The sequence below is a fragment of the Rhizobacter sp. P3_C12 genome (assembly GCF_056402735.1).
In genome coordinates, this window is the sequence record NZ_JBFUGW010000028.1 from 1 (window position 1) to 24706 (window position 24706).

At 68.5% G+C, this 24706-nt stretch carries 21 protein-coding genes and 1 pseudogene; 16 read left to right on the forward strand and 6 right to left on the reverse strand.

The window, feature by feature from the left end; genetic code table 11:
* The 4 genes and pseudogenes from AC1DXV_RS07170 to AC1DXV_RS07185 form a co-directional block, all read left to right on the forward strand.
* Positions 1 to 784, forward strand: a pseudogene (locus AC1DXV_RS07170) (peptidoglycan-binding protein); the annotation flags it as partial.
* 11 nt (positions 785 to 795) lie between these two features.
* Positions 796 to 1446, forward strand: a complete 651-nt coding sequence (locus AC1DXV_RS07175; protein ID WP_477933019.1) for a general secretion pathway protein GspB — start codon at positions 796 to 798, stop codon at positions 1444 to 1446.
* 156 nt (positions 1447 to 1602) lie between these two features.
* Positions 1603 to 1836, forward strand: a complete 234-nt coding sequence (locus AC1DXV_RS07180; protein ID WP_477867991.1) for a DUF2630 family protein — start codon at positions 1603 to 1605, stop codon at positions 1834 to 1836.
* A gap of 98 nt (positions 1837 to 1934) precedes the next feature.
* Complete coding sequence (locus AC1DXV_RS07185; RefSeq protein WP_477867993.1) at positions 1935 to 3236, forward strand: UDP-N-acetylglucosamine 1-carboxyvinyltransferase; 1302 nt, start codon at positions 1935 to 1937, stop codon at positions 3234 to 3236.
* Between the two features lie 16 nt (positions 3237 to 3252).
* On the opposite strand, the gene AC1DXV_RS07190 is transcribed toward AC1DXV_RS07185, so the two are convergent.
* On the reverse strand, positions 3253 to 3762 hold the full coding sequence (locus tag AC1DXV_RS07190) for a GyrI-like domain-containing protein (RefSeq protein ID WP_477867994.1): 510 nt from the start codon (positions 3760 to 3762) through the stop codon (positions 3253 to 3255).
* A gap of 41 nt (positions 3763 to 3803) precedes the next feature.
* Here AC1DXV_RS07190 and AC1DXV_RS07195 point away from each other — a divergent pair, with 41 nt between their 5' ends.
* A complete protein-coding gene (locus tag AC1DXV_RS07195; RefSeq protein ID WP_477867996.1) occupies positions 3804 to 4943 on the forward strand; it encodes a hypothetical protein in 1140 nt (379 codons plus the stop codon).
* Positions 4944 to 4949: 6 nt separating this feature from the next.
* Here AC1DXV_RS07195 and AC1DXV_RS07200 read toward each other — a convergent pair whose 3' ends face one another.
* Positions 4950 to 6110: an imelysin family protein gene (locus AC1DXV_RS07200; RefSeq protein ID WP_477933021.1), complete on the reverse strand. Its 1161-nt coding sequence runs from the start codon at positions 6108 to 6110 to the stop codon at positions 4950 to 4952.
* A gap of 184 nt (positions 6111 to 6294) precedes the next feature.
* On the opposite strand from AC1DXV_RS07200, the gene AC1DXV_RS07205 reads away from it, so the two are divergent.
* From AC1DXV_RS07205 to AC1DXV_RS07255, 11 genes are all read left to right on the forward strand, one after another.
* On the forward strand, positions 6295 to 7419 hold the full coding sequence (locus tag AC1DXV_RS07205; RefSeq protein ID WP_477933023.1) for an acyltransferase family protein: 1125 nt from the start codon (positions 6295 to 6297) through the stop codon (positions 7417 to 7419).
* Between the two features lie 10 nt (positions 7420 to 7429).
* A complete protein-coding gene (locus AC1DXV_RS07210; RefSeq protein ID WP_477870509.1) occupies positions 7430 to 8914 on the forward strand; it encodes a lipopolysaccharide biosynthesis protein in 1485 nt (494 codons plus the stop codon).
* A complete protein-coding gene (locus tag AC1DXV_RS07215; RefSeq protein WP_477870511.1) occupies positions 8911 to 10182 on the forward strand; it encodes an O-antigen ligase family protein in 1272 nt (423 codons plus the stop codon). The genes AC1DXV_RS07210 and AC1DXV_RS07215 overlap by 4 nt, the downstream gene beginning before the upstream one ends.
* A gap of 62 nt (positions 10183 to 10244) precedes the next feature.
* Complete coding sequence (locus AC1DXV_RS07220; RefSeq protein ID WP_477933025.1) at positions 10245 to 11222, forward strand: polysaccharide deacetylase family protein; 978 nt, start codon at positions 10245 to 10247, stop codon at positions 11220 to 11222.
* The gene (locus tag AC1DXV_RS07225; protein ID WP_477933027.1) at positions 11222 to 12979 is read left to right on the forward strand and encodes a phosphotransferase family protein; all 1758 of its coding nucleotides are present in this window, start codon (positions 11222 to 11224) and stop codon (positions 12977 to 12979) included. Before AC1DXV_RS07220 ends, AC1DXV_RS07225 begins: the two co-directional genes overlap by 1 nt.
* A gap of 22 nt (positions 12980 to 13001) precedes the next feature.
* Positions 13002 to 14159: a glycosyltransferase family 2 protein gene (locus AC1DXV_RS07230; RefSeq protein ID WP_477870669.1), complete on the forward strand. Its 1158-nt coding sequence runs from the start codon at positions 13002 to 13004 to the stop codon at positions 14157 to 14159.
* Complete coding sequence (locus tag AC1DXV_RS07235) at positions 14156 to 15307, forward strand: hypothetical protein (protein WP_477870671.1); 1152 nt, start codon at positions 14156 to 14158, stop codon at positions 15305 to 15307. The genes AC1DXV_RS07230 and AC1DXV_RS07235 overlap by 4 nt, the downstream gene beginning before the upstream one ends.
* Before the next feature lie 170 nt (positions 15308 to 15477).
* Positions 15478 to 16560 carry a glycosyltransferase gene (locus AC1DXV_RS07240; RefSeq protein WP_477933029.1) on the forward strand — a complete coding sequence of 361 codons (1083 nt, stop codon included), beginning with the start codon at positions 15478 to 15480 and terminating at the stop codon, positions 16558 to 16560.
* Positions 16557 to 17171 (forward strand): polysaccharide deacetylase family protein, encoded by a 615-nt coding sequence (locus tag AC1DXV_RS07245; RefSeq protein ID WP_477873517.1) that lies wholly within the window; start codon positions 16557 to 16559, stop codon positions 17169 to 17171. Before AC1DXV_RS07240 ends, AC1DXV_RS07245 begins: the two co-directional genes overlap by 4 nt.
* A complete protein-coding gene (locus tag AC1DXV_RS07250) occupies positions 17168 to 18319 on the forward strand; it encodes a glycosyltransferase (protein ID WP_477933031.1) in 1152 nt (383 codons plus the stop codon). Before AC1DXV_RS07245 ends, AC1DXV_RS07250 begins: the two co-directional genes overlap by 4 nt.
* A complete protein-coding gene (locus AC1DXV_RS07255) occupies positions 18316 to 19488 on the forward strand; it encodes a glycosyltransferase family 2 protein (protein WP_477933033.1) in 1173 nt (390 codons plus the stop codon). Before AC1DXV_RS07250 ends, AC1DXV_RS07255 begins: the two co-directional genes overlap by 4 nt.
* A 55-nt stretch (positions 19489 to 19543) precedes the next feature.
* Here AC1DXV_RS07255 and AC1DXV_RS07260 read toward each other — a convergent pair whose 3' ends face one another.
* The 4 genes from AC1DXV_RS07260 to AC1DXV_RS07275 all read right to left on the reverse strand — a co-directional run bounded on the left by AC1DXV_RS07260 (position 19544) and on the right by AC1DXV_RS07275 (position 24674).
* Positions 19544 to 21745, reverse strand: coding sequence for an MDR/zinc-dependent alcohol dehydrogenase-like family protein (locus tag AC1DXV_RS07260; RefSeq protein ID WP_477933035.1), 2202 nt, complete (start codon positions 21743 to 21745; stop codon positions 19544 to 19546).
* A gap of 17 nt (positions 21746 to 21762) precedes the next feature.
* Positions 21763 to 22623, reverse strand: a complete 861-nt coding sequence (locus AC1DXV_RS07265; protein WP_477933037.1) for a hypothetical protein — start codon at positions 22621 to 22623, stop codon at positions 21763 to 21765.
* Between the two features lie 209 nt (positions 22624 to 22832).
* Positions 22833 to 24062 (reverse strand): bifunctional glutamate N-acetyltransferase/amino-acid acetyltransferase ArgJ, encoded by a 1230-nt coding sequence (gene argJ / locus AC1DXV_RS07270; protein ID WP_477933039.1) that lies wholly within the window; start codon positions 24060 to 24062, stop codon positions 22833 to 22835.
* Positions 24063 to 24071: 9 nt separating this feature from the next.
* A complete protein-coding gene (locus AC1DXV_RS07275; protein ID WP_477870865.1) occupies positions 24072 to 24674 on the reverse strand; it encodes a GNAT family N-acetyltransferase in 603 nt (200 codons plus the stop codon).
* Positions 24675 to 24706 lie beyond the last annotated feature (32 nt).

Consider the following 24706-nt stretch of genomic DNA (forward strand, 5'->3'; position numbering starts at 1 on the left):
GGCATGGGCGGTCGACGGGCGGCTCGGTCGGCCTTTCGGCGGCAACCCGGACGCGCAGGCGTCGCAGTTTCCGGCATCGGCAGCCAGTTCACCCGACAAGGCTCGGCCCTCGGTGGCCGCCGCATCGGCCGCGACCCCGGCCGCGCCGCCGGCCAGCGCGGTGTCCCTCGACCTGCGCGACGGCCTGAAGACCGCCTGGCGCACCGAGAAAGAGGCCTGGCGCGAGCTGGCCCCGGCCTGGAAGCTCGCCGCCGACCTGGCCGACCCCTGCGCCAGCGCGCAGCAACAGARCCTGCTGTGCTTCCGCACGGTGGCGACGCTGGCGCTGATCCGCCAGCTGAGCCGGCCGGGCATCCTGCTGCTGCGCGACGACGCCGGCCAATCGGTGTTCGTGCTGCTGACCGGCCTCACGCCGCAGACCGCCACGCTGCGCGCCGGCGGTGTCTCGCAGACGGTGTCGCTGCTGTCGCTGGCCAAGGTGTGGCGCGGCGACTTCGCCACCTTCTGGCGCGCCCCCGCGGGCTACCAGTCGGCGTTGAACGAAGGCCACAGCGGGCCGGCGGTCGATGCGCTGGCCGGGCTGGTCGCGCGTGCCGACGGTGCGAGCGCACCAGCCACCGCGCAGCCGTTCAACGCGGCACTGAAGGCGCGCCTCGCGAGCTTCCAGGTGGCCTGGGGCCTGACCGCCGACGGCGTGGCCGGCCCGACCACCTTCATGCAGCTCAACCGCGCCGCCGGCGTCGACGAGCCGCGCCTGCAGGCCGACGCCGGCCTCACCCCCTGAAAGGCACTGCGATGTCCTACATCCTCGATGCCTTGCGACGCGCCGATTCCGAGCGCGAGCGCGGCCGCGTGCCCGGGCTGCATGCCCAGACGGCCACCGCCACGGCCGATGACGACGACCTGCCGGACGGCCGCGGCGGCATGCGCTGGGGGTTTGTCGCGTCGCTGCTCGGGCTGGCGCTGATCGTCGTGTTCGCGTGGATGGCGTTCGGACGCGACAAGCCGATCGAGGTGATCGTCTCGGCACCGCCGCCTCCGCAGCCRGTGCCGGCACCGCCTCCCCCGGCGCCCGTCGCGATGGCCCCCGCTCCTGCTGCTGCCCCCGCTCCTGCGCCGATCCCGGAACCGGTCGCGGCGCCAGAGAAGCCGCAGCGCAAGCCCGTGCCCGCGAAGCGGGAACCCGCGCGCACCACCACGCCGGCCGTCGACGAGACGCCGGCCGTGCCTGTGAGCGAGTTGCCGGCCGACGTGCGCCGCGAACTGCCCACGCTGGCCATCAGCGGCGCGACCTACTCGGCGAGCCGCGCGAGCCGCATGCTGATCGTCAACGGCCAGCTCTACCACGAGGGCGACATCATCGCGCCCAACGTGCACCTGGAGCAGATCCGGCTGAAGTCGGCCGTGCTGCGCTACAAGAACTACCGCTACAGCGTCGGCTACTGATTCCGGCGTACGCTGCGCCGCATCCGCCACTGCAGGAGAAAACACCGTGAGACCGCTACTGTTCGACGCGAAGCCGGCCGAGCGCCGGGCCGCTCCCAAGCCGGCCGGCATCCCCTCGGGGGATCGGCCGATGTACTCATCGGACGAGGGGCTGTCATGAGCGACAAATCGATCCTCGATCACATCAGCGCCCTCGTCGACGAAGAACAGCAGCTGCGCGACGGCACGGCCGCGCCCGGCCAGAACGCCGAGCGCATCCGCCACATCGAGCACCAGCTCGACCAGTGCTGGGACCTGCTGCGGCAGCGGCGCGCCAAGCGCGAGTTCGGCGAAGACCCGGCCAGCGCCAAGGTGCGCGACGAGAAAACGGTCGAAGGCTACGAAGGCTGACACCAGGCCCTCGTCACTTCACACAGGCTTCATGCGGCGTTCGACGACGCCGCGGACAGTGCGCCGGTGCCCACCACCGCGCGCCTCGCGCACTGTCCATGTCCCACCTCATCGTCCACGGCGGCCAGCCTCTTGCGGGCCGCCTCGTCCCGTCGGCCAACAAGAACGCGGTGCTGCCGATCCTGTGTGCCACGCTGCTGACGCGGCAGCCGGTGCGCCTGCGCCGCGTGCCCGACATCACCGACGTGCGCAAGATCCTCGACGTGTTCCGCTCGCTCGGCAGCCGCGTCGAGGTCGACTTCAAGACCGGCCTGCTCGACCTGCACCACCGCAGCACGAACTTCGACGAGACCGTGCACCGCCTGCCGCAGGAGATGCGCTCGTCGATCATGCTGGTGCCGCCGCTGCTGGCGCGCTTCGGCGTCGCCCGCATCGAGAGCGACGTGCAGGGCTGCACGCTGGGCGTGCGCGAGATCGATCCGCACGTCGAGGTGCTGCAGCGCTTCGGCGCGCGCGTCGAGCGCCGGCCTGATGCGCTGATCGTGCGCAGCGACGGCCCGCTGCGCGCGGCCGACCACTGGCTCGACTACGCGTCGGTCACCACCACCGAGAACTTCGTGCTGTGCGCGGCGCTCGCCGAAGGCAGCGCGACGCTGATGAACGCGGCCTCCGAGCCGCACGTGCAGGAGTTCTGCGAGTTCATGCGCCAGCTCGGCGCGCGCATCGAGGGCTGCGGCACCTCGCGGCTGACGATCCACGGCGTCGACGCGCTCGGCGGCACCGACTACAGCTTCGCCGACGACTTCCACGAGGTGGTGACCTTCCTCGCGCTCGGCGCGATCACCGGCGGCGACGTGCGCGTGCGCAACACCGCGGCGCACCAGTTCCCGCTGATCGACCGCACGTTCGCGAAGCTGGGCGTGCAGGTGCGGCACGAGGGCGGCTGGTCGCGCACCGTCGTCGACGGCCCGCTGCGCGTGGCCGAGCCGTTCACGCAGAACATGCTGCCGAAGATCGAGGCTGCGCCCTGGCCCTACCTGCCGGTCGACCTGCTGCCGATCTTCATCGCGCTCGGCACGCGCGCGCAGGGCAGCGTGATGTTCTGGAACAAGGTCTACGACGGCGCGCTCGGCTGGACCTCGGAGCTGTCGAAGTTCGGCGCGCACGCGTTCCAGTCCGACCCGCACCGCATCGTCACCTTCGGCGGCAAGCCGCTGTCGCCGGCCGAGGTCGAGAGCCCGTACATCATCCGCGTCGCGATCGCGCTGCTGATGCTGGCGGCCAGCATCCCCGGCCGCTCGGTGATCCGCAATGCCGGGCCGATCCGGCGCGCGCACCCGCAGTTCGTCGAGAACCTGTGCGCGCTCGGGGCGCGGATCGAGTGGGAATCCGGCGATTGAGCGCGGGGCGACGGATTCAGCGCGGCTCGGCAGCGAACACCAGGTCGGTGCGCCACTTCGACATGTCGGGCTCGGTGTCGGGCCCGTCGAGGTAGAACTCGTAGCGTCCGTCCCACGCCTCGGCGCTGCTGCCGCGCGCCTGCTTGCGCCACGCCACCTGGTGCTGCTGGCCCCACGCGAGCAGGTAGGCGGTGGCCGGCATCAGCTCCTCGGGATGGCCGGTGTGGCGCATCGTCACGTAGCTGCCGGCAGCCACGGTGCCCGATTGCACCCGCGCATCGCCCGTGGCCGGCTTGCCGACGAGGGTGCCGACGTCGATCTCCATCCGACCGTTCATGTCGATCACGTTGTAGCGGAAGAACAGCGGGCCGGCCGGCGGCACGTCGTGCGCCTGCAGCCACTCGAACAGCTGCGGGATCAGCGGCACCACCTTCGACTCGATCTCGCCCATCCGCACGTCGGTGCGGATGAACATGCAGGGCTGCTCGGCGCGCTGCTCGAAGCGCGGGGTCGTGAGGGTCGTCATGTGCGGCTCCTGACGGCGGTTCGTCAACCAGAGGCTGGATATTGAACCAACTGACCCCGTTGTCAAATGTCATTGAACGATCCACCCGGGGAGGGTTACTCACGCACATCTTCAACACCACTCTGTCGATCATGCTGCCACGACTCGCCACTTCGGGAACCTCTTCGCCTCGCAGAACGCCTGAGACGACAGGTCTGCCCGCACAGAATGAGCGGCAGTTCGGTCCGCAGCGGCAAAGTGCACGCGACACGTGTTCCGAACACCTCACACGCCCGGAGCTTTCATTGGAAGAATGGCCTGCGGAGATCGAATCTCCCTCCGATCGGGCCAGCATGGCGGAGTTCCGGTTGCAAAGCCCGGGTTCCAACTTCGAGTTCGTGACGGAGCCCACCACCTCCAGGTTGAAGCTCGCCGTCGTTGACGGAAGCATCAAGACTGATCCCGAACAGTTGATGAGCTATGCCGCGACTGCGGAAGCGGCCGGACTTGCATCAAAAGCCGAAGCGGTGTGGCAATTTCTTCTGTTCGACGAGCCCCAGGCAACGACTGCGGCTCTCGAGGGCGACGTGCCCGATTCGCTGCTCTCGGTGATCCAGCATTTCATCGAGCACGATCCAGACGCATTCCACGGCAGGTGCGACATCCGGGCTGCACTCACCCTGTTCGACAAGGAACCTGGCCGAACCCGCATCGCCGACGTGGCAAACGACGTCAGGCATCGAATGCTGGCGATTGATGAACCCGAAAGACCTCAGCTGGAGACGATGATCCGGGCAACGCAATTTCTTGGTGGCTTCCCAGATCGCTTTGACAAGATCATCTCGGCCGCCCCGATTGACGCCTGCAGAATGGCTTGCATGCTCTGGATCTTCGAGCACCCCAACTGGAAGGCCGCCTGCAACGGGGCAATCGGGGAAATCATCAAGCGTCAAGCCTCGTTGACTCCGAAGGATCTCGAGCACCTCAAGGAACCCACCAGTTCGCGGCAGGTCGAACTGATCACCAAGGTCGCGACCATGATCAATAAAGTTCCATCGACCGTTCTCCAGGAGGACATCGTTGGATTGAGGCGCAGTATTGGACTTGCCCAAACCAATGAGTTCAACGGTGAGCTGCTTGGGCAGCTGAGGTCGCAACTGGATCAGTGGTCACCACCCGACTCGCATCTCAACGCAAGCTGAGCCGCGTCAATCCCCGTCCGCATCGGTGAACTCGATCGTCACCTTCCACGCCGTCGCGATCGGCGGGTCGATCACCGCGCGCAGCGCGACCAGCGCCTTCACCGGTGCGGCGATGCGCGCCGGCGTCCAGGTGGCGGCATCGACCGGCAGCGCCGCGATGGATTGCCGCACCGCGGTCACCGCGCGCCGCAGCGCCGGCCCGTGCGGCTTCGCGAGGCCCTGCTCGGCCAGCACGTCGTCCAGCCCCCAGCGCGGCCCGCCCTGGGTGTAGGCGAGGCCCGGCGTCTGCCCGAGCAGCAGCTGTGCGACGCCATCGACATGCGCCAGCAGGAACTCGCGCGTGTGCTTCGTGCGCATGCTGTCGAAGTTCTCCAGCGCGTCGCGCTGCCCCGGCACCTGCAGCGCCTGCGCGCGGGCCGCCTTCTCGAGCTTCTTGCCGCGCAGCAGCTCGACACTGCCGACCAGCAGGTTCAGGATCAGCTTCTTCGCCGCCGGCACGTCGGGCGGCGTCGCCGAGCGCCAGCGGTCGGCCTCGGTGCGCCAGCCGGCCAGCAGCAGGCCCACCTCCTCCTTCAGCGCCATCGCGATGCGCAGCGTGTAGCGGCACAGCGCCGGGCTGCGCAGCACCGGCGCCTGCGGCTCGGTGCCGGCCGGGAACAGCAGCCACTCCAGCGCCGGCAGGCCCCGCACCGCCGTGCCCCAGCGCTCCATCGCGTCGCTCGCCGCCGGGCCGGTCATCGGCGCGGTCGCGGTGACGGTGGCCGCCTGCTGGATCACCTTCGGCCGGGTCGGCCAGAAATCGATCGCCTTCGAGCTGCGCCGCGCGAGCGTYGGCCCCATCTGCAGCGCCTCCAGGCGGCGCCAGCTGAGCATCGCCTGCAGCCACAGCGCCTGGCTCTCCTTCAGCTGGGCCGGCGTCGGCTGGCCGCCGGCCGCCATCGCCGCCTCGAGCACCGCCACCAGAGCGGCCGCACTGCGGTCGAGCGCCTCGTAGGCCGGCACCGCCCACTGGTCGTGCAGCATCTGCATCCAGGTGACGAACGGGTCGGTGGCCGCGCGGGCCCCCGCCGGCGCGGCTGACAGCGCGGCGATCGACGCCAGCCGCAACAGCACCGCACGGCGCGCCGGGATGGCGCGGGGCGAGCGGTGAACCGGGCGCGGAAGCATCGGCAGATTATGGACAAAGTCACACTTCGCGCGTGTCTTTTCCCCTCGGGCACCGCCCCCCTGCCCGAGGGACGCCCCCCTGCCCGGGTGGTGTTTTCTGCCAGATGCCTATGGTGCAATGCGACGCCTTTTCCCTCGGCGGGACGCTCCCGGACCCCGCCGAACTGCCCGCACCCGACCCCGCATGACCCGACCCGACGCCACCGCCACCCCCGCCTCGTTGCCCCCGCGCAACCTGACGGTCGACGGCCTGCGCGGCGTCGCGGCGATGCTGGTGGTGCTGTACCACCTCTACCTCAACACCGAGACGCTGCTGCGCCCCTTCACGCCCGACTGGCTGCACGCGCTGATCGGCAGCTTCGGCGCCACCGGCGTCAACGTGTTCTTCGTGCTGAGCGGCTTCGTGATCTCGATGAGCCTGCGCGATGCGCCGCTGTCGGGCCGCTACGTCGCGATGTTCGCGCTGCGCCGCTCGGTGCGGCTCGATCCGCCGTACTGGGCCACCATCGTGCTGTGCATCGCGATGGCCAAGCTGTCGGCGCTGCTGTTCGCCGAACTCGCCGGCCGCGGCCAGTTCTCCGCCGCGCAGATCGCCTCGCACCTGTTCTACCTGCAGGACATCCTCGGCTACGGCAGCATCTCGGCGGTGTTCTGGACGCTGTGCATCGAGCTGCAGTTCTACCTCGTGCTGGTGCTGGTGCTGACCGCCGCGCACGACCCGGCACAGCCGCGCAGCCGCCCGATCCTCGCGATCGCCGCGCTGACCGCGTTGTCGCTGGTGCTGGCGGTCGGCCAGATCAAGCTGCCGGTCGACGGCCTGTTCGTGCGCTACTGGCACATGTTCGGGCTGGGCGCACTGACCTGCTGGTGCGTGTTCGGCGACCTGTCGTGGCGCTGGTGGTGGGCGCTGGTCGGCATCGAGCTCGCCGTGGTGTTCGGCAGCGCACCGTCGCTGCCCCACCTCGCGCCGGTGCTGGCCGCCCTCGTGATCGTGCTGTCCCGGCGCTGGGTGGCGGCACGCGGCTGGCTGAGCGGCACCGTCCACCAGTTCCTCGGCAAGCTGTCGTACAGCCTGTACCTGATGCACCCGATCGTCGGCTGGAGCACGATCTCGGTGCTGAAGAAGCTGTTCGGCGACCACCCGTCCGTGCCATTGGGCCTGCTGTACATGGCCTGCGGCATCGCCGCGAGCGTCATCGCCGCGTGGATCCTCTGGCGCGCCGTCGAGCTGCCGGCCATCCGCTGGAGCAAGCGGGTGCCGATGCCGCAGGCCGCCGCGCCCGCCGTGCACGCGGCCGTCGCCACCTGAGCCGTTCCCCATGTCCTCCACCTCCAGGGAAGTCGGCCGCTTCTTCAAGCACTCGGGCATCTATGCCATCGGGAATGCGCTGAACCGCGTCGGCGCCTTCCTGCTGCTGCCGATCTACACCCGGCTGCTGTCGCCGGCCGAGTACGGCACGCTGGAGACGCTGTACCTGGTGTCCACCGTCGTGTCGGGCGTGCTGGGCGTCGGCATCGCCCATGCCACGCTGCGCTTCTACTTCGACTACAAGGACGCGGCCGACCGCCGCTCGGTGGTCAGCACCAACCTGATGGCCTCGCTGGTCATCTCGATCATCGGCGTGCTGGTGGTCTCGCTGTTCGCCAACCCGATCGCCGCCTGGCTGTTCAACGGCCAGTCGCTCGGCCGGGCCTTCCAGTGGATGCTCGCCACCATCGTGTTCGAGCTCGCCTCGCAGGTCGGCCTCGCCTACGTGCGCGCGGTCGAGCGCTCGATGCTGTTCATCGTCGTCTCGTTCGTGAAGCTGGTGGTGCAGGTGATCGCCAACTCGATCGCGCTGATGCACTTCAACGCCGGCGTCGAGGGCGTGATGGCCGGCAACTGCCTGACCGTCGCGCTCGGCTTCGCGGTGCTGTCGTGGGTGACGCTGCGCGAGTGCGGGCTGCGCTTCGAATGGGCCAAGCTGATGCCGGTGCTGCGCTACAGCCTGCCGCTGCTGTGGACCACGATGGTGGGCATCGTCGCGGGCACCGCCGACCGCTTCCTGCTGCAGTCGCTGGTGTCGCTGGAGGCGCTGGGCATCTATGCGCTCGCACTGAAGCTGTCGAAGCTCGCGTCCGACCTGGTCGGCGAGCCGATCAACCGGGCCTACGGTGCCTTCCGCTTCACGATCATGGAGCGCGACGACGCCGGCATCATCCAGGCCCAGGTGGTGCGCTACCTGGCCGTGATCCTGTCGCTGATCGGACTGGCCATCGTGCTGTTCGCYGGCGACGCGCTGCGCCTGATCGCCGCACCCGCCTACTGGAGCGCCGCGCGCTACCTGCCGTGGCTGGTGCTGGCCGCGGTGCTGCAGGTGCTGACCTACCCGCTGCAGACCGGCATCTACTACCAGAAGAAGTCGAGCAGCATCTTCCACATCGCGCTCGCCGCCTGCCTCGTCGGGCTGGCGCTGGGCGTGCCGCTGATCTGGGCTTTCGGCATCCTCGGCGCCTGCCTGACGGTGCTCGGCGTCTCGATCGTCTCGCTGGTGATGACCGACCGCATCAGCCAGCGCCACTTCCCGGTGCACTATGAATGGCGCAAGCTCGCCATGCTGCTCGCGCTGGTGGTCGCCGTCGCGATCGCCGGCCAGGCGGCCGACCAGCTGCCGCTGCTGTGGAGCCTGCCGCTGCGCTTCGTGCTCGGCGCCGCGTTCCTGGTCGGCATCGTCGCGACGCGCGTGATCGAGCCGGCCGAGCTGGCCGCGGCGCGCGCGAAGCTGATGCAGCGGCTCGGCAGGCCTTCCGGGGCGGCGGCATGAGCTTCGCCGTCCTCCCGATCTGGCTGTTCCTCGGCAGCCTGCTCGTCGCGCCGCAGCTGTGGTGGTCGCCGCTGCTCGGGCTGCGCGTCGATTACATCGTCTACCCGATGTGGATCCTGGTGCTCGCGTCGCGCGGCCGGCTCGGCGAGGTGTTCCGCTTGCGCACGCAGGACTATTTCTTCCTGCTGATGTACGTGTGGATCTTCCTCAGCGTGATGGTCGCCGGGCTCACCGACATCGGCCAGTTCTACCTCGTCTATTACGCGAAGCTGTTCCTGGTGTACCGCCTCGTCAGCGCGACCATCAGCGACGTGACCGACCTGAAGCGCACCGGCTATGCGCTGATCGCGCTCGCGCTGCTGATCGCGATCGAGGGCATCCAGCACATGAACAACCCCGAGGGCATCGGCTGGGCGGGGCAGAGCTATGCGTGGATCGACGGCTCGGCCTCGTCGATCGGCCTGAAGTCGCGCATCCGCTGGATCGGCATCTTCGACGGCCCGGGCGTGTTCTGCGTGATGTTCACCGCCGCCGCGCCGTTCGCGTTCCAGTACATGGTGAGCCCGTACGCGCTGTGGCTGCGCCTGGTCGCCGCCGTCGGGCTGACCTTCCCGCTGTTGCTCGCGGCCTTCTACACCGGCTCGCGCGGCGGCATCCTGGCCACCGCGGCGATGGTCGGCATGTTCATCGTCTCGCGCTTCAGGATCAGCCTGGGCAAGCTGGTGATCGCGGCGGCCTGCGGTGGCATCGCGCTGGCCGCGGCGCCGTCGTACCTGACCGAGACCAAGGACGCCAACAACTCGGCGCAGGGCCGCGTCGAGATGTGGGCGATGGGCCTGCAGATGGTGCAGGAGAGCCCGCTGTTCGGCGTCGGCAAGGGCAACTTCGCCGTCTACACCCGCAAGCTGGTCGCGCACAACTCGGCGCTGGAGGCGATGGGCGAGACCGGCTTCCCCGGCATGTTCCTGTGGATCGCGATCATCTACATGGGCTTCAAGCACATCATCGTGCGGCTGCGCGAGACGGTCGACCCGACCGAGAAGCAGGCACTGCTCGCGGTGATGATGAGCCTGTCGGGCTACCTGATCAGCTCGCTCTTCGTCTCGCTCGAGACGGAGATCATGTATTTCCTCCTGGGAATGACGGCCGCAGTGGGCCGCTTCACCACACAACCCGTGGGATTCACCCGCAAGGACTTCATGTTCATCGTGGCCTTCCAGGTCGCGTACTACATGGCCTTCAAGGTGTTCATCATGGGGTACTACTAGCGGTCACGGAGCGAGGGGACACCATGGGCGGCAAACAGGCAATGCTCGCGAGGTGGCTGGACATGGCCGGGGTGACCCGCGCGCGCCTGCGCAGCGGGCCGAGCGGGCTGACGATCCTCGCGTACCACCGCATCCAGGACCTGGCCGACGAATCGCGCTTCGCGGCCGACCCGGAGCTCGTCAGCGCAAGCGTGGCCGAGTTCCGCCGCCAGCTCACGTTCCTGCGCGAGCGCTGGAACCCGATCGGGCTGTCGAACGCGATGGACGTGATCGAGCGCGGCCAGGCGCTGCCGCCGCGCAGCGTCGCGATCACCTTCGACGACGGCCACCTCGACAACTACACCCACGCCTTCCCGCTGCTGCGCGAGATGAACGTGCCGGCGACGATCTTCCTGTCGACGCAGTACATCGGCAGCCGCGAGCCGTTCTGGTTCGACCGCGTGTCGACGCTGCTGTTCTGCGCGCCCGCCGGCCCGCTGCGGCTGCCGCTGGCCGACCTGACGCTGCAACTCGGCGACATCGCGTCGCGCCGTGCCGCCTCCGATCGCTTGCTGTCGGTGCTGAAGCGCCTGGCCGACGAGCGCCGCCGCGACGCGCTGCAGGAGCTGGAGGCGCTGCTCGCGCGCCACGCCGTGCCGGCCGACGCGGCACCCACCTCGGCGCTGGACTGGGACCAGGTGCGCGAGATGACGCGGCACGGCATCGAGTTCGGCTCGCACACCGTCACGCACCCGGTGCTGTCGATGCAGACCGAAGACCGCGTGCGCTTCGAGCTGTCGCAGTCGCGCGAGACGATCCGCCGCGAGACCGGGCAGCGCGCCGACCTGYTCGCCTACCCGGTCGGCAAGACCTACACCTTCAACGACCGCGTCGTCGCGATCGCGAAGGAATGCGGCTACCGTGCAGCGCTCGCCTACATCGACGGCGTCAACGACCCGAGCTGCGCCGACCGCTTCGCGCTCAAGCGCATCGCGGTCGAGCGCTACATCCCGCATCCCCTGTTCATGGCCCGCATGACCTTTCCCGGAATCTTCGTCTGATGGCCGCCTCCGCCCCTTCATCGGCTTTCTCGCCATCGGTCGCGCAACCGGTGCCGCAACCGGTCGACCTGCACAGCACCCCGCCCTGGCAGGAGGGCTGGGAGCTGCTCGTCGGGCCGCTGGGCGGCCGCGCGGTCGTCTGCCTCGACGACGGCGGCCCGGCCATCACCGCGCTGGCACAGCGCTGCGCGCGGGTGCGCGTGCTGGCCGCCGACGGCCGCAGCGCCGACGAGCTCGCGCAGCGCGTGCGGGCACACGGCTGGACGCACGTCGAGGTGATCGCGCTCGAAGACCTGCACCGGGCCGAGGCCGTCACCTTCGACGGCCTGATCGTCAGCGACCTGAGCGGCCGCGCGCTGGCCAAGGTGCGCGGCGGCCTGGGCCGGCTGCTGACCCACGCGCGCCCGCTGCTGCGCGACGGCGCCTTCGTGCTGCTGGCCACGCCGAACCGCTTCGGGCTGAGCCGCGCCCGGTTCGCGCGCCGGCTGCATGCCTCGAGCGCGTCGCCGTGGTTCACGCTGGCGTCGCAGCTGCGCCGCCTCGGCGTGCGTTCGCCGCGCGTGCATCCGCTGCTGCTCAACGAATACGCCGGCATGAGCGAGGCCATCGCACCGACCGGCTACCTGCCGACCAAGAACCAGGGCCTCACGCGCGAACGCATCAAGCAGTGGCTGTGGGGCCCGCGCGCGGCGCGCTGGTTCGCGCCGGCGCTGGCGGCGGTCGGCTGGATCGGCGATGCGCAGCCCGGCCTGATCGACGCGGTCGCGCTGACGCTGCAGGCCGGCGGCAGCCAGTTCCACTGGGTGCAGTACCTGGTGCTGCTGAGCGGCAAGGTGATCGCGACCTTCCGGCCGGATTCCGATCGCGAGACCTCGCGCGTCGTCGTCGTCACGCGCGACCCGCTCGCGGTGTCGCGCCGCATGCAGGAGGCCGAGAGCCTGCGCCGCCTGCATGCGATGCTGCCGGCCCACCTGGGCGTGCTGCTGCCGCGCGTGCTCGACCGCTTCAAGCTCGACGGCAACGACTGCTTCGTGCTGCAGCACATGCGCGGCGTGACCGCCGATGCGCTGGTGCCGGGGCTCGACCGCGTGACGCGCACCGCGCAGCGCTTCCTGCTGGCGCTGCACGAGGTGACCTGCGTGAAGCGCGTGATGGACGAGGAGGCCTGGGAGACCAGCCTGCAGCCGATCTTCGATTCGGCGGTGCTGCGCAACCCGCACGCCGAGCCGGCGCTGCGGCGGCTCGGGCGGCACATGCGCGAGCACGTACTCGGCCATGTGTGGCTGGACGTCTGCAGCCACGGCGACTTCAAGATCGAGAACGTGATGTACGACCCGCAGACCTGCGAGATCACCGGCGTGATCGACTGGGAACATGCGATGCTGTGCGGCCTGCCCTACATCGACATGGCCTACCTGTTGACGTACAACCGCATGCTGGGCGGCGAGAGCTGGCTGCAGGCCGCGCGCGCGCTGCTGACCGGCCGCGTGAGCCCGAACGAGCTGGCCGTCGAGGCCGACTACTGGCGGGCGACGCGGCTGCCGGAGCGGCTGGTGCCGGTGCTGCGGGCGCTGGTCGTCGTGCACCACATCGGCTGCCGCTGGCACGGCCAGTGGTCCACGCAGGCCAGTGCCGAGCTGAACGCGTTGATCGAGAGCTGCATCGAGCTGCTGGTGCGCTCGCCGGCGCCGGCGGCACTGGCCAGCGTGCTGCCGCCCGCGCCGGCGCAGCGTGCGGCGGTGCGGCCGCTGGGTTGAAGAATTCGAGAATGGCTTCGTGATGAAACTGATCGTCCTGCTGAGCATCGCTGCGGTGCTCTATCACTACGCGGTGTACCCGGCGCTGGTGCTGCTGATCGCGCGCTGGCGCGGGCGCGGTGCTGCGGCCGAATATCCGACCGAGGACGGTACCCAATGGCCGCGCGTCACGCTGCTGATCGCCGCGTACAACGAGGAGCGCGTGATCGAGGGCAAGATCCTCAACTCGCTGGAGCTCGACTACCCGCACCCGATCGAGCTGATCGTCGTGTCCGACGGTTCGAGCGACAGCACGCCGCAGATCGTCTCGCGCTACGCCGATCGCGGCGCGGTCTCGATGCACCAGGCGCCGCGGCGCGGCAAGACGGCGGCGCTGAACCGCGGTGTCGCGGCCGCCACCGGCGAGATCGTGGTGTTCTCCGACGCCAACAACGATTTCAACCGCGATGCGCTGAAGGCGCTGGTGCGGCACTTCGCCGACCCGGCGGTGGGCGGTGTGTGCGGCGTCAAGCAGATCCGCGAGGCCGGCGACCGCGAGAGCAGCGTCGGCGACGGCCTGTACTGGCGCTATGAATCGGCGATCAAGCTGGCCGAGGGGCGGATCGGCTCGATCACCAATGCCGACGGCGAGATCTTCGCGATGCGCCGGGGGCTGTGGCGGCCGATCGCCGAGCACATCATCAATGATGACGCGCAGATCACCTTCGACATCGTCGACCAGCGCAAGCGCATCCTGTACGAGCCGGCGGCGCGCTCGACCGAGTACGCGTCGATCCGCATCGAGGACGACTTCTTCGTGAAGGTGCGCATGGTGGCGGGCGGCTTCCAGACCATCGCGCAGCAATGGCGCCGGCTGCTGCCGCCGCTGTCGTGGTTCGCGCTCGCGTACCTGTCGCACAAGGTGCTGCGCTACCTGGTGCCGCTGTTCCTGGTGGCGATCGCGATCGGCTCGCTGTGGCTGGCGGCGAACGGCGTCGTCGCGTACCAGGTGCTGGTGGCCTTGCAGCTGCTGTTCTACGGCACCGCGTGGGCCGGCTGGCGGCGCCTGCGCCGCGGGCCGCTGCCGACGGCGCTGTACGTGCCGTTCTATTTCTGCACGATGAACCTGGCTGCGCTGCTGGGCTTCGTGCGTTTCGTGACCGGCAGGCAGGGCACGAGCTGGCGAAAGGCACAACGATGATCGTCGCGATCCTCCTGCTCATCCTCGTTGCGGGCGGTGCCGGCGTGTTCTGGCGCCTGCTGCGTTCGCGCCACATGGATCTGTGGATCACGAGCTACCTGAAGCAGTGGCCGCGAAGGCTGCGCGGGCGCAGCGCGCCGCATACGCATGTGCACTTCTGCTTCGCCGATCACTACGAGCCGTTCTGGCACAAGCCCGATCTTGCGACGGCGCGCACGCGCGTCGACCGCTGGATGGACCGCTACCCGAAGATCGCGTCGGAGCACACCGACAGCAACGGCCGGCATCCGCAGCATTCGTTCTTCTACCCCGAGGAGGAGTACGACGAGGTGATCCTCGACCAGCTGGCCGACCTGTGCAAGCGCGGTTTCGGCGACGTGGAGGTGCACCTGCACCACGACAACGACACGGCCGAGAACCTGCGCAGGACGCTGACCGGGTTCACCAGCCTGCTGAACGAGCGGCATGGCCTGCTGCGCAGGGACCCGGTGACGGGCCAGGTGCTGTACGCCTTCATCCATGGCAACTGGGCGCTGGACAACTCGCGCCCGGACGGCCGCTGGTGCGGCGTGAACAACGAGCTCGACGTGCTGCACGAGACCGGTTGCCGCATGGACATGACGCTGCCGTCGGCACCGAGCGACACGCAGACGAGCAAGATCAACTCGATCTACTTCGCGCATGGCGAAGCGGGCTGCTGCAAATCGCACGACCATGGCCGCGACGCGCGCGTGGGCGAGTGGCTGCAGGGCAAGGAGTTGTTGATGGTGCAGGGCCCGCTGGCACTGAACTGGAGCGACCGCAAGGCCGGCATCATGCCGCGCATCGAATCGAGCGAGATCTCGGCCGATGCCTTGCCGACGGCGGCGCGCATCGCGCTGTGGGAGCAGGCGGCCATCGGCATCGAGGGCGCGGAGAACCACTTGTTCATCAAGGTGCACACGCACGGGGCCGAGGAACGCACCGCGGGGGCCTTGCTCGACGGCGGCATGCAGCGCATGTGGACCGAACTSGAAAAGCGCTTCCGCGACCGGCCGGGGTTCTCGCTGCACTACGTGACGGCCTGGGAGATGTACCAGCAGATCGAGCGGCTGTGTCGGAACGAAGCGGTGAAGTCGTCTTCGCTGCGGGAAGAGGTGGCAGCATGAGCCGATCAACCGTTCGCCCTGAGCAGGGACCGAGCTTGTCGAGGGCCCGTGTCGAAGGGTTGTTGCCGCAGCACGGCACAGGAGCCGGTGCAGCGTCAACCGGCCTTCGACAGGCTCAGTCCGACCCTTCGACAAGCTCAGGGCGAACGGATGCTGACGGCCAGCGGACCATGAAGGTCCTGCACGTCATCGAAACGCTGGACTTCGGCGGCGCCGAGAAGGTCGTCGTCGACCTCGTCGCCGCCACCAAGGGCCGTTGCCAGCCCGCCGTCTGCTGCGTGAAGCACAGCGGCGAACTGGCCCAGCGCCTGGGCGACGGCGTGCAGGTGTTCTCGCTCGGCAAGGGCGAAGGCAACGACCTGACCGTGCCGTGGCGCCTCGCACGCCTGGTGCGCGAGCAGGGCTTCGACGTGATGCATTCGCACCTGTGGGGCGTCTACCTCGAATCGGCGCTCGCCGCCCGGCTCGCCGGCGTGCCGCTCGTCCACACGGTGCACGGCAACTACCAGGACTACGGCCGCCGGTTCATCCCGCGCCTGAAGCTCGCGCTGCGCCATCGCCTGGAACGCTTCGCGGCGCGCTGGCACCAGCGCATCGTGACGGTCTCGCATTCGATCCAGAGCTACGTCGTCGAGAACATCGGCATCGATGCGCGCCGCGTCGAGACGGTGCACAACGGCATCGACGAACGCGTCTCGCTGCAGGGCGAGCGCCGCGGCACCACCTTCATCACCGTCGGGCGCATGGCGGCGGTGAAGAACCACGCGATGATGATTCGTGCGTTCGCGCGCGTCGCGGCTTCGCGGCCCGATGCACGGCTGCAGCTGGTCGGCGACGGCCCCGACCGCCCCGCCCTCGAGGCGCTGGCCGCCTCGCTCGGCGTGGCGTCTCGCGTCGAGTTCCTCGGCTTCCGCAACGACGTGGCCGAGCTGCTCGCGGCCGCCGACGTGTTCCTGATGTCGTCGCACTACGAAGGCGTGTCGATCGCGATCCTCGAGGCGATGCGCGCCGGGCTGCCGGTCGTCGGCACCCAGGTCGGCGGCATCCCCGAGACCGTGCTGCAAGGCGAGAGCGGCCTGCTCGTGCCCGATGGCGACGAGGCCGCGTTCGCCGACGCGATGCTGACGCTGCTGCAGGACGCGAGCCGCCGTGCCACGCTCGGCCGCGCCGCCACGCAACGCCAGCGCGATGCCTTCTCGCTCGAAAGCACCGCCCAGCGCTACCTGCAGATCTATGCCGGAGGCCTGCGGTGATCATCAAGGCGCTGCTGCGCAAGCTGCTGAGCCCGGTGCTGCGCTACCGCGGCGATGCGCCGGGCCTGTACCTGAGCTTCGACGACGGCCCGCACCCGGTCGTCACGCCGCAGGTGCTCGATGCGCTCGAGCGCGGCGGCGTGAAGGCCACCTTCTTCATGATCGGGCAGGAGATGGAGCGCCACCCGGCGCTGGTGGCCGAGGTGCGCGAGCGCGGCCATGCGATCGCGCTGCACGGCTTCACGCACCGGCACTGCAGCGACATGAGCTGGCGCGAGCAGCTCGACGACCTGCGCCGCATGCGCGCGGTGGCCGCGCGCTTCGGCGTGCGGCTGCGCAGCTACCGGCCGGCGTACGGCGAGCTGTCGGTGCTGCGCATCGGCTGGTGCCTGCTGAACCGCGTGAAGATCGTGATGTGGTCGTTCGAGACCCGCGACTCGTTCATTCAACAGGCCAGCGAACTCGAAGCGCGCGTCACGCCGCAAGCCCTGACGGACGGCGACATCCTGCTGTTCCATGACGACACCCCGGTGACCGCGCAGGCCCTGCCGCGCTTGCTGGACAACGCCCGCGCAGCCGGCCTGCGCTTCGGCGTCCTGGAGACCGTGTGAAGACCCTCATCCACATCATCAGCGCCGACGACGTGTTCGGCCCCGAGAAGACCGTGATCAACGAATGCCTCGCGCTGCGCGGCAGCGACTGGCACGCCCGCATCATCAACCTCTGGAACACCGACGACACGCCGATCTCGCGCAAGGTGCGCGAGGCCGGCATCGACTACGAATGCCTGCCCTCGGCCGGCAAGCTCGACCTGGGCGCCATCCGCAGGCTCGCCGCGAAGCTCGCCGCACAGCCCGGCACGGTGGCGCACAGCCACGGCTACAAGGCCGACCTGTACACGCTGCTGGCGGCGCGCCGCGCCAAGGTCACGGCCCTCACCACCGCCCACGGCTGGACCTCGGAGAACGCGAAGGTGCGGCTGTACGAGCGGCTGCAGGCCTTCCTGTGGCGCTTCTTCGACCGCGTGGTCTGCGTGTCGCAGAGTTACCGGCAGCTGGCCGTCGCGGCTGGCGTGCCGGATCGCAAGATCACCGTCGTGCACAACGCGATCCGCAGTTCCTACCAGGCGCAAGGCGCACAGGCACGCGCCGATGCGCGCGCGGCGCTCGGCCTGGCCGACGATGCGCAGGTCGTCGCGATCATCGGGCGGCTGGGCATCGAGAAGGGGCACCGGCTGTTCGTCGACGCGGCCGCGCAGCTCGCGCCACGTTTTCCGAAGGCACGCTTCCTGATCGCCGGCGAAGGCGCGCAACGCGCCGAGATCGAGGCCCAGGTGGCGCAGCTGAAACTCGACGGCACGGTGCGGCTGCTCGGCCACCGCAACGACCTGCCGGCGATCTACCCGGCGCTCGACCTGCTGGCAATGGCGTCGCTGCGCGAAGGCCTGCCGAACGTGCTGCTGGAGGCGATGCTGCACGGCGTGCCCGGCGTCGCGATGGCGGTGGGCGGCATCCCCGAGGTGATCGGCGACGGCGTCGACGGGCTGCTGGTGCCGCCGGGCGACCTGGTGCGCTTCGCCGAATCGCTGGCGACATTGCTCGGCGACCCGGCGCGGCGTGCGGCGATGGGTGCGGCGGCGGTCACGAAGGTGCGCGACGGCTTCCTGTTCGATGCGCGGATGAAGCGCATGGTGGCGATCTACGAGGCGGGGCTCGCGCGGCCCGGCACGCCGGCACCGGCCGCAGGGAGCACCGCATGATGCACGCGCTGTGGGTTGTCGCGGCGCTGGCCGCGAGCGTGCTGGTGCTGTGGGTGGCGGCGATCTTCCTGTACCAGGCGGTGCGTGGGCTGTGGGGCGTGCGCGCACCGGCACCGCTCGCACCGCGGCGCGACAAGCGCTTCGGCGTGCTGGTGCCGGCGCACAACGAAGAAGGTGTGCTCGGGCCGCTGTTCGCATCGCTCGCGCGCGTGGACTTCCCGCGCGAGCAGTTGGCGATCCTGTTCGTGGCCGACCACTGCAGCGATGCGACGGTGGCCGAGATCCGCGCCGCCGGCTTCGACTGCCTGGATCGGCAGAGCGGTGCGCGCGGCAAGACGGCAAGCCTCGCCGAGGGCATCACGGCACTGGAGGCGACGCATGGCGAGGCACTCGACGCAGTCGCGTTCTTCGATGCGGACAATCTCGTCGACCCGCAGTTCTTCCAGCAGGCGGCAGCCGGCTTGCATGAAGGCCACGCGGTGCTGCAGGGCCGGGTCGGCGTGCACAACTGGCAGGCGACGCTGTTCTCGCGGCTGAACTACATGAACGCGGTGGTGGAGAACCGGCTGGAGGAACTGGCGCGCAGCCAGGCTGGCTGGAGCTGCAACCTGCGCGGCCACGGCATGGTGTTCCGGCGCGACGTGCTGCAGCGCATGCCCTGGCATTCGGACACGATGGTCGAGGACCAGGAGATGCTGGTGAAGCTGGTGTGCAGCGGCCAGCGGGTGCACTGGCTGGAGCATGCGCGCGCGTCGAGCGTGATCCCCGAGACGGCAAAGGAAGCGGCCGCGCAGCGCAGGCGCTGGGCGGGTGGGCGATCAGCGATCGTCGGGCGCAGCGTGCGGGCGCTGTGGGCGCGCTTCCGTGCAAGCGGCGATGGTGCGGCGCTGAACCTGCTGATCGACTTCCTGCTGCCCTCGCACGCGGTGCAGCTGAGCCTGCTGTTCGTCGCGATCGTCGTGGCGGCGGCCGTCTGCGGGCTCGCTTCGTGGCAGTTCGTGCTGGCCTTTGCGCTGCTGCCGGCCTACCTGCTGTACTTCATCGCCGGCAACCTGCTGAGCGGCGTGCCGGTGAAGACCTTCCTCGATATCCTGTGGGCGCCGGCGTTCATCGCATGGCGCACCTGGATCTACCTGTCGAGCTTGAGCGGGGTCAAGCGCTGGCGGTGAGCTGGTGCTGCGTGCGAACCGACGATTCTGCCGGCTGCGCGCAACGCCTGCGCACTCACTTCGGATCGCCGGATTCCTGCGCCAGGGTGCTTCCCATCACCCTGGCTTCGCTCCAGCGCGTTGATGTGGAGGGTTCCAGATTCGATGCTGTCAGACGCCTCTCGTGCAGCTTGATGCAAATGCCATTGTTTTCGATGAGCTCGCCCATCACCTTGCGCACGATCTCCAGGGCCTTTGTGATGAGGGTCAACACATTGGRGTTCTTGCCCTTTGCGAGGAGATTGGCCACGGCCGAGCACTGAAAGGATTCGCCCGGGCGGCTTGCCAGGATGAGCATGATCAGCAGCGCTTGCCGGCGGATCGTGCCGTGCATTTGATCGCCATAGGTGAACTCGCCGCTCAGCGCATTCAGCACACGGCCATCGCCGAACGTCAAGGTTGCGGATCTGTCGAGAAAATCGGCCAACGTGCTGTCCGCCGTTTCGTCGATGCCTCTCGAGCGCAGGAGGTGCGCCTTCTCCTCAGGGCTGCACGACTTCACCAGTTGACAGTAGCCGGGGTGCCCCTCGCAGGCGCAGACGACCCCGCCCGTCAACGCGTTGTTGAACTCGTGGATCAACGCTCTTGCCCTGCGCAGCTCCAGGTGTGATTTGGAACGTATCTTGACTCTTGTGAGCACCATCAACTCCACGATGCTGCAGACACCATCGGGCTTGATCGCAAAGAGTTGCAGCAGCCTGTGCGGCATGCCTTGCGCCTCGCCCTGCAGGCTCATCTCGTGCTGGCCAATGCGCCAAGTCAAGGAATTCGCGGACGGGAGATTCACGGATTGGCGATTGCTCACCTGGGCCGCTGCTCGTTGACGCTCGAGGGAGATGCGCTCCCTCAATGGCAGTTCGAAATGGCCGGGCGACGGCGACAGTTGATCCGTTCGATGCACCTCCATGCTTTCCGGCCGCTGCCGCGAGCTTGACTTCAAAAACTCACGGCCAATGACCACTCCAGTGGCACCAAGCTCGATGACGCCTCGGATCTCATTGCGAGCACCCTTAACCGCTGAATTCAAGCGATAGGCCCTTTGATCATCGGAGCCTCCCTTTCCAGACAGGATGTTGTCCATGTCAGAGATGCTGAAGACCGTGCCCGGCAAGCTCGCGCAGACCAGAATCAGCAGCACGGCTTGCGCTCGTATCGGTGTGCTCTTCGTTCCATCGAGTCTTGTCAGCGTTCTGGAGCTGACATCGAGCGTTTCGCCATTCGCGAACTCCAGCTTCGAGTCGGTGAAGACTCTGAGCAACTGCTCGTCTCTTTCAGATTGCCCTGGCGATCTCGTCCGCTTCGACCCCGCCTGCCCCCTGCTGATGATTTGCGAGGCTCGCCCGGAGTCGCTCACCAGTTGGTAGTACCCCGACCCACCCATCTCGCACACGCAGCCACCGCTCAATGCCGCCTCGAATGAGTCGAGCAGCGCCTGCATGCGCCGCAACCCCTTGATGTTCCCTTTGTTAAGTTCTGACGTGCCGACTCCTGCAAGCAGCATCAGTTCCTCGATGCTGCAGATTCCGTCGGGCTTGCACGCAAACAACCTGAAAAGCCTGGATGCAAGGCGGCGCTCCTGCTCCGTTGCGTCGGAGAGTTGACTCATCCGCAGCGTCATGCGATACCCATTGACCAGCAGCGTCAAGTCTTGCAAGTCGCCGTGCGCACGRCTCTCTCGAGGCAATGCAGGCATGCTCCGCTCAGCGACGCGGGTTTCACCGTGGAGCTGGAACGGCAGGGGAGCCGAGAGGTCGCTCGCCAGCAACTCCGGTTGCTCCATGCACAGATGCGGAGGCGGCTGGCAACTCAGGATGGCCTGAACCAACGACAGCGGAATCGCCGATCCTCCTCCCGGCAATTCCAGCACCTTGATGGGACTGAACGGCCCCAGGCACGCGGCAATGGCGCAGTACTGCGCTTCCGTGAACCCGGACACATCGATCACCAGATGCTGCAGGCCATTCATCCTGCCGATGGCCTCCATCCAGCCGCACAACTGATCTGCCGGCACACCCCTCGCATTGATCACCCGCAGCGCGGAGATGGCCCCGCTGTTCGAAAGGTCGAATTGCGCCGTCTCATCGTCGGGGCGACATTGGCTGAAATCCAGCAGGCGAGCCTGCCAGCCCGTCCGGCCACCGGGGCTCTGCGCAGACGCTGCGGGCCCGCCTGGCCCGGCCCCCATCCCAAACCCGACCTGGCGCGACATCGAGTACATCTCTTCGACTCCATTGTTCAAGAGGTCGATGAGTCACTCCCCCAGGCAAAATCGTTCCCCCAGGGGATGTCACCCGACGGTGTCGGGACCTGGCCGAAGAAGAATTGATCGAACGGGTTGTCCTGATTCGGCGTCGCTGGCGGATTCATGTATGTCGTCACGCCCGGCGTCGATGGCGTCACCGGCATGGCGATGGTCTGCCATGAGGGCGTGCCCGGCCGCTGCTGCGAGCCAGGATCGAAGGCGTTCCTTCCCTCCATCGACCCATGGAACACCGGCTCCAGGTATCCCGGCGGCAACGGACTGTCGTCGAAATCGATTTGCGAAGTGGACGCGACCACATCCTGGTGGTGGAGCCATGGGCATGTCCGGACAGCCTCGATCACACCCTGCGGCACGCATTGCCCGCCGCCCAGCAGATCCAGCGTGCGGAGATTGCTGAACCGCCCCAGGCACCGTGCGATGGTTCCGCACTGTTGCGTGCTCCATCTCGAGATGTCGATCGTCAGGTGCGTCAAGCCATTCATCCTGCCGATGGCCGCCATCCAGAATCCCAGGTCTTCCACGGACATGGCGGCAGCGCCTGTGACATCGAGGCGCGAAATCGAGCAGTTGTTCGACAACGCCTTGGCCACCCCTTTCGGCAGCGATGCCGCGAACAACAAATCCAGCTTCACGTGGGGGATGCCCGTGCAGCAACCCAGAATCTCAGCGGCTCCACCCATTTCACCGCAATGGCCCACCTCCAGCCGGCTGAAGGCTGGAAGCAGGGCCGGCTCCGCCCCGAACCGAAGCGGCTTCTCTCGGCCGATCTCACCCTGTGGGACCGGTTGCCCCCTGAACGATCCGGACACGTACCCACGCCCCGACACATTCATGCAAGAGCCTCCATGCCGTTCGGCAGGCACAGACGCGGAGGCGGCTGCCAACTCACGATGACCTGCAGCGCCCATCCCAAACCGCTCTGGCTCGACGCCGAATGCATCTCATCGACTCCAAGTTCATGAGGTCGATGAGTGACTCCGCCAGGCAACATGGTTCCGTCGATGCCGCCAATCTGCAGCGCCGCCCGACGACGGCGGTCCGCTCAGCTGCGGTAATCGGCGTTGATCTTGACGTAGTCGTAGCTCAGGTCGCAGGTCCACACCGTCGCCGCTGCCTGCCCGCGGTTCAGCACCACCCGCACGTCGATCTCGCTCTGCTTCATCACGCGCTGCCCGTCTTCCTCCCGGTAGTTCGGGTTGCGCCCGCCCTGCTTCGCGACATGCACGTCGTCGAGGAACAGGTCGATCTTCGTCTGGTCGAGGTCGGCGATGCCGGCATAGCCCACCGCCGCCAGGATGCGGCCCAGGTTCGGATCGCTCGCGAAGAAGGCCGTCTTCACCAGCGGCGAGTGCGCGATCGCATACGCCACCTGCTGGCACTCGGCCTCGCTGGCGCCGGCATCCACCTGCACGGTGATGAACTTGGTCGCGCCCTCGCCGTCGCGCACGATCGCCTGCGCGAGCTGCTGCGCCACGCTGACCAGCGCCTCGCGCAAGGCCGCGCCTTCCGCGCTGTCCACGCTCGTGATCGGCGCATGCCCGGCCTGCCCGGTCGCGACGACGACGAACGAGTCGTTGGTCGACGTGTCGCCATCGATCGTGATGCGGTTGAACGACAGGTCGGCCGCCTCCTTCACCAGGCGCTGCATCAGCGCCGGCGCGATCACCGCGTCGGTGGCGACGAAACTCAGCATCGTCGCCATGTTCGGGCGGATCATCCCCGCGCCCTTGCTGATGCCGGTCACCGTGACCGTCTTGCCGCCGATGCGCAGCTGGCGCGACACCGCCTTCGGCAGCGTGTCGGTCGTCATGATGGCCTCGGCCGCGACACCCCAGTTGTCTTCCTTCAGGTCGGCCAGCGCCGCCGGCAGGCCGGCCTCGATGCGATCGTTCGGCAGCGGCTCCATGATCACGCCGGTCGAGAACGGCAGCACCTGCTCCGGCGCCAGCTCCAGGTGGCGCGCCAGCGCCACGCAGGTCGAGAACGCGCGCACCAGGCCGTCTTCGCCGGTGCCGGCATTCGCGTTGCCGGTGTTGATCACGATCGCGCGCGGGCCGGTGCCGCTCGCCAGGTGCTTGCGGCACAGCTGCACCGGCGCGGCACAGAAACGGTTGCTCGTGAAGACCCCCGCCACCTGCGAGCCCTCGGCCAGCGTGATCACGCTCAGGTCGCGGCGGTTGGCCTTGCGCACGCCGGCCATCGCGATGCCGAGCTTGACGCCGGGAACGGGGTGCAGGGTCTTCGGATCGGGGGCGCTCAGGTTGACGGGCATGGCGGTCTCTCAGTCGGGCAGCAAGGATGGGAAGGCATTGTAGAAAGAGGCGATGTCATCATGAAGTCGCGCCAGCACGACCTGGTCGCTGAACCCGCCGCGCTCGTCGCGCTCGTACGCGCGCAGCACGCCCTCGCGCTTCATGCCCAGGCGCTCGGCCAGCGCGATCGAGCGGTGGTTGCGTGCATCGCACCAGGCCTCGACGCGCATCACGCCCAGCTCGAACGCCAGTTGCACCAGCGCCGCGCCGGCCTCGTGCATCAAGCCGCGCCCAGCCTGCCGCGAATCGGCCACGTAGCCGATCTGGCAGCGCGGCACCTCGAAATCGAAGCTGTGCAGGTCGAGGTTGCCGACGAAGGCGCCGGTGGCGCGGTCGAACGCGAAGTAGATCAGGCACTCGCCGGCCGCCACCCGCTCGGCATTGCGCCGGCAGAAGCGCTCGGCCGTCGCCGCGGTGAACGCCACCTGGCCCCACGCGATGAAGCGCAACTCGCCCAGCGAGGCATTCACGCTCTCCATCACGACAGCCGCGTGCGACTCGCGCGGATGCTCCAGCCGCAGCCGCGGCGTGAACAGCTCTTTCGGCGCGCCCTGCAGCGTGCTTTCATCCATCGACGGAATCCCCAAAACAGGAACGGAGCCCG

What these genes read in the sequence shown, in the direction of transcription:
- AC1DXV_RS07180 (WP_477867991.1), top strand. Translation starts at nt 1,603, where the DNA reads ATGAGCGACAAATCGATCCTCGATCACATCAGCGCCCTCGTCGACGAA.
- AC1DXV_RS07185 (WP_477867993.1), top strand. Translation starts at nt 1,935, where the DNA reads ATGTCCCACCTCATCGTCCACGGCGGCCAGCCTCTTGCGGGCCGCCTC.
- AC1DXV_RS07190 (WP_477867994.1), bottom strand. Translation starts at nt 3,762, where the DNA reads ATGACGACCCTCACGACCCCGCGCTTCGAGCAGCGCGCCGAGCAGCCC.
- AC1DXV_RS07205 (WP_477933023.1), top strand. Translation starts at nt 6,295, where the DNA reads ATGACCCGACCCGACGCCACCGCCACCCCCGCCTCGTTGCCCCCGCGC.
- AC1DXV_RS07215 (WP_477870511.1), top strand. Translation starts at nt 8,911, where the DNA reads ATGAGCTTCGCCGTCCTCCCGATCTGGCTGTTCCTCGGCAGCCTGCTC.
- AC1DXV_RS07225 (WP_477933027.1), top strand. Translation starts at nt 11,222, where the DNA reads ATGGCCGCCTCCGCCCCTTCATCGGCTTTCTCGCCATCGGTCGCGCAA.
- AC1DXV_RS07230 (WP_477870669.1), top strand. Translation starts at nt 13,002, where the DNA reads ATGAAACTGATCGTCCTGCTGAGCATCGCTGCGGTGCTCTATCACTAC.
- AC1DXV_RS07240 (WP_477933029.1), top strand. Translation starts at nt 15,478, where the DNA reads ATGAAGGTCCTGCACGTCATCGAAACGCTGGACTTCGGCGGCGCCGAG.
- AC1DXV_RS07255 (WP_477933033.1), top strand. Translation starts at nt 18,316, where the DNA reads ATGATGCACGCGCTGTGGGTTGTCGCGGCGCTGGCCGCGAGCGTGCTG.
- AC1DXV_RS07265 (WP_477933037.1), bottom strand. Translation starts at nt 22,623, where the DNA reads ATGAATGTGTCGGGGCGTGGGTACGTGTCCGGATCGTTCAGGGGGCAA.
- argJ (WP_477933039.1), bottom strand. Translation starts at nt 24,062, where the DNA reads ATGCCCGTCAACCTGAGCGCCCCCGATCCGAAGACCCTGCACCCCGTT.
- AC1DXV_RS07275 (WP_477870865.1), bottom strand. Translation starts at nt 24,674, where the DNA reads ATGGATGAAAGCACGCTGCAGGGCGCGCCGAAAGAGCTGTTCACGCCG.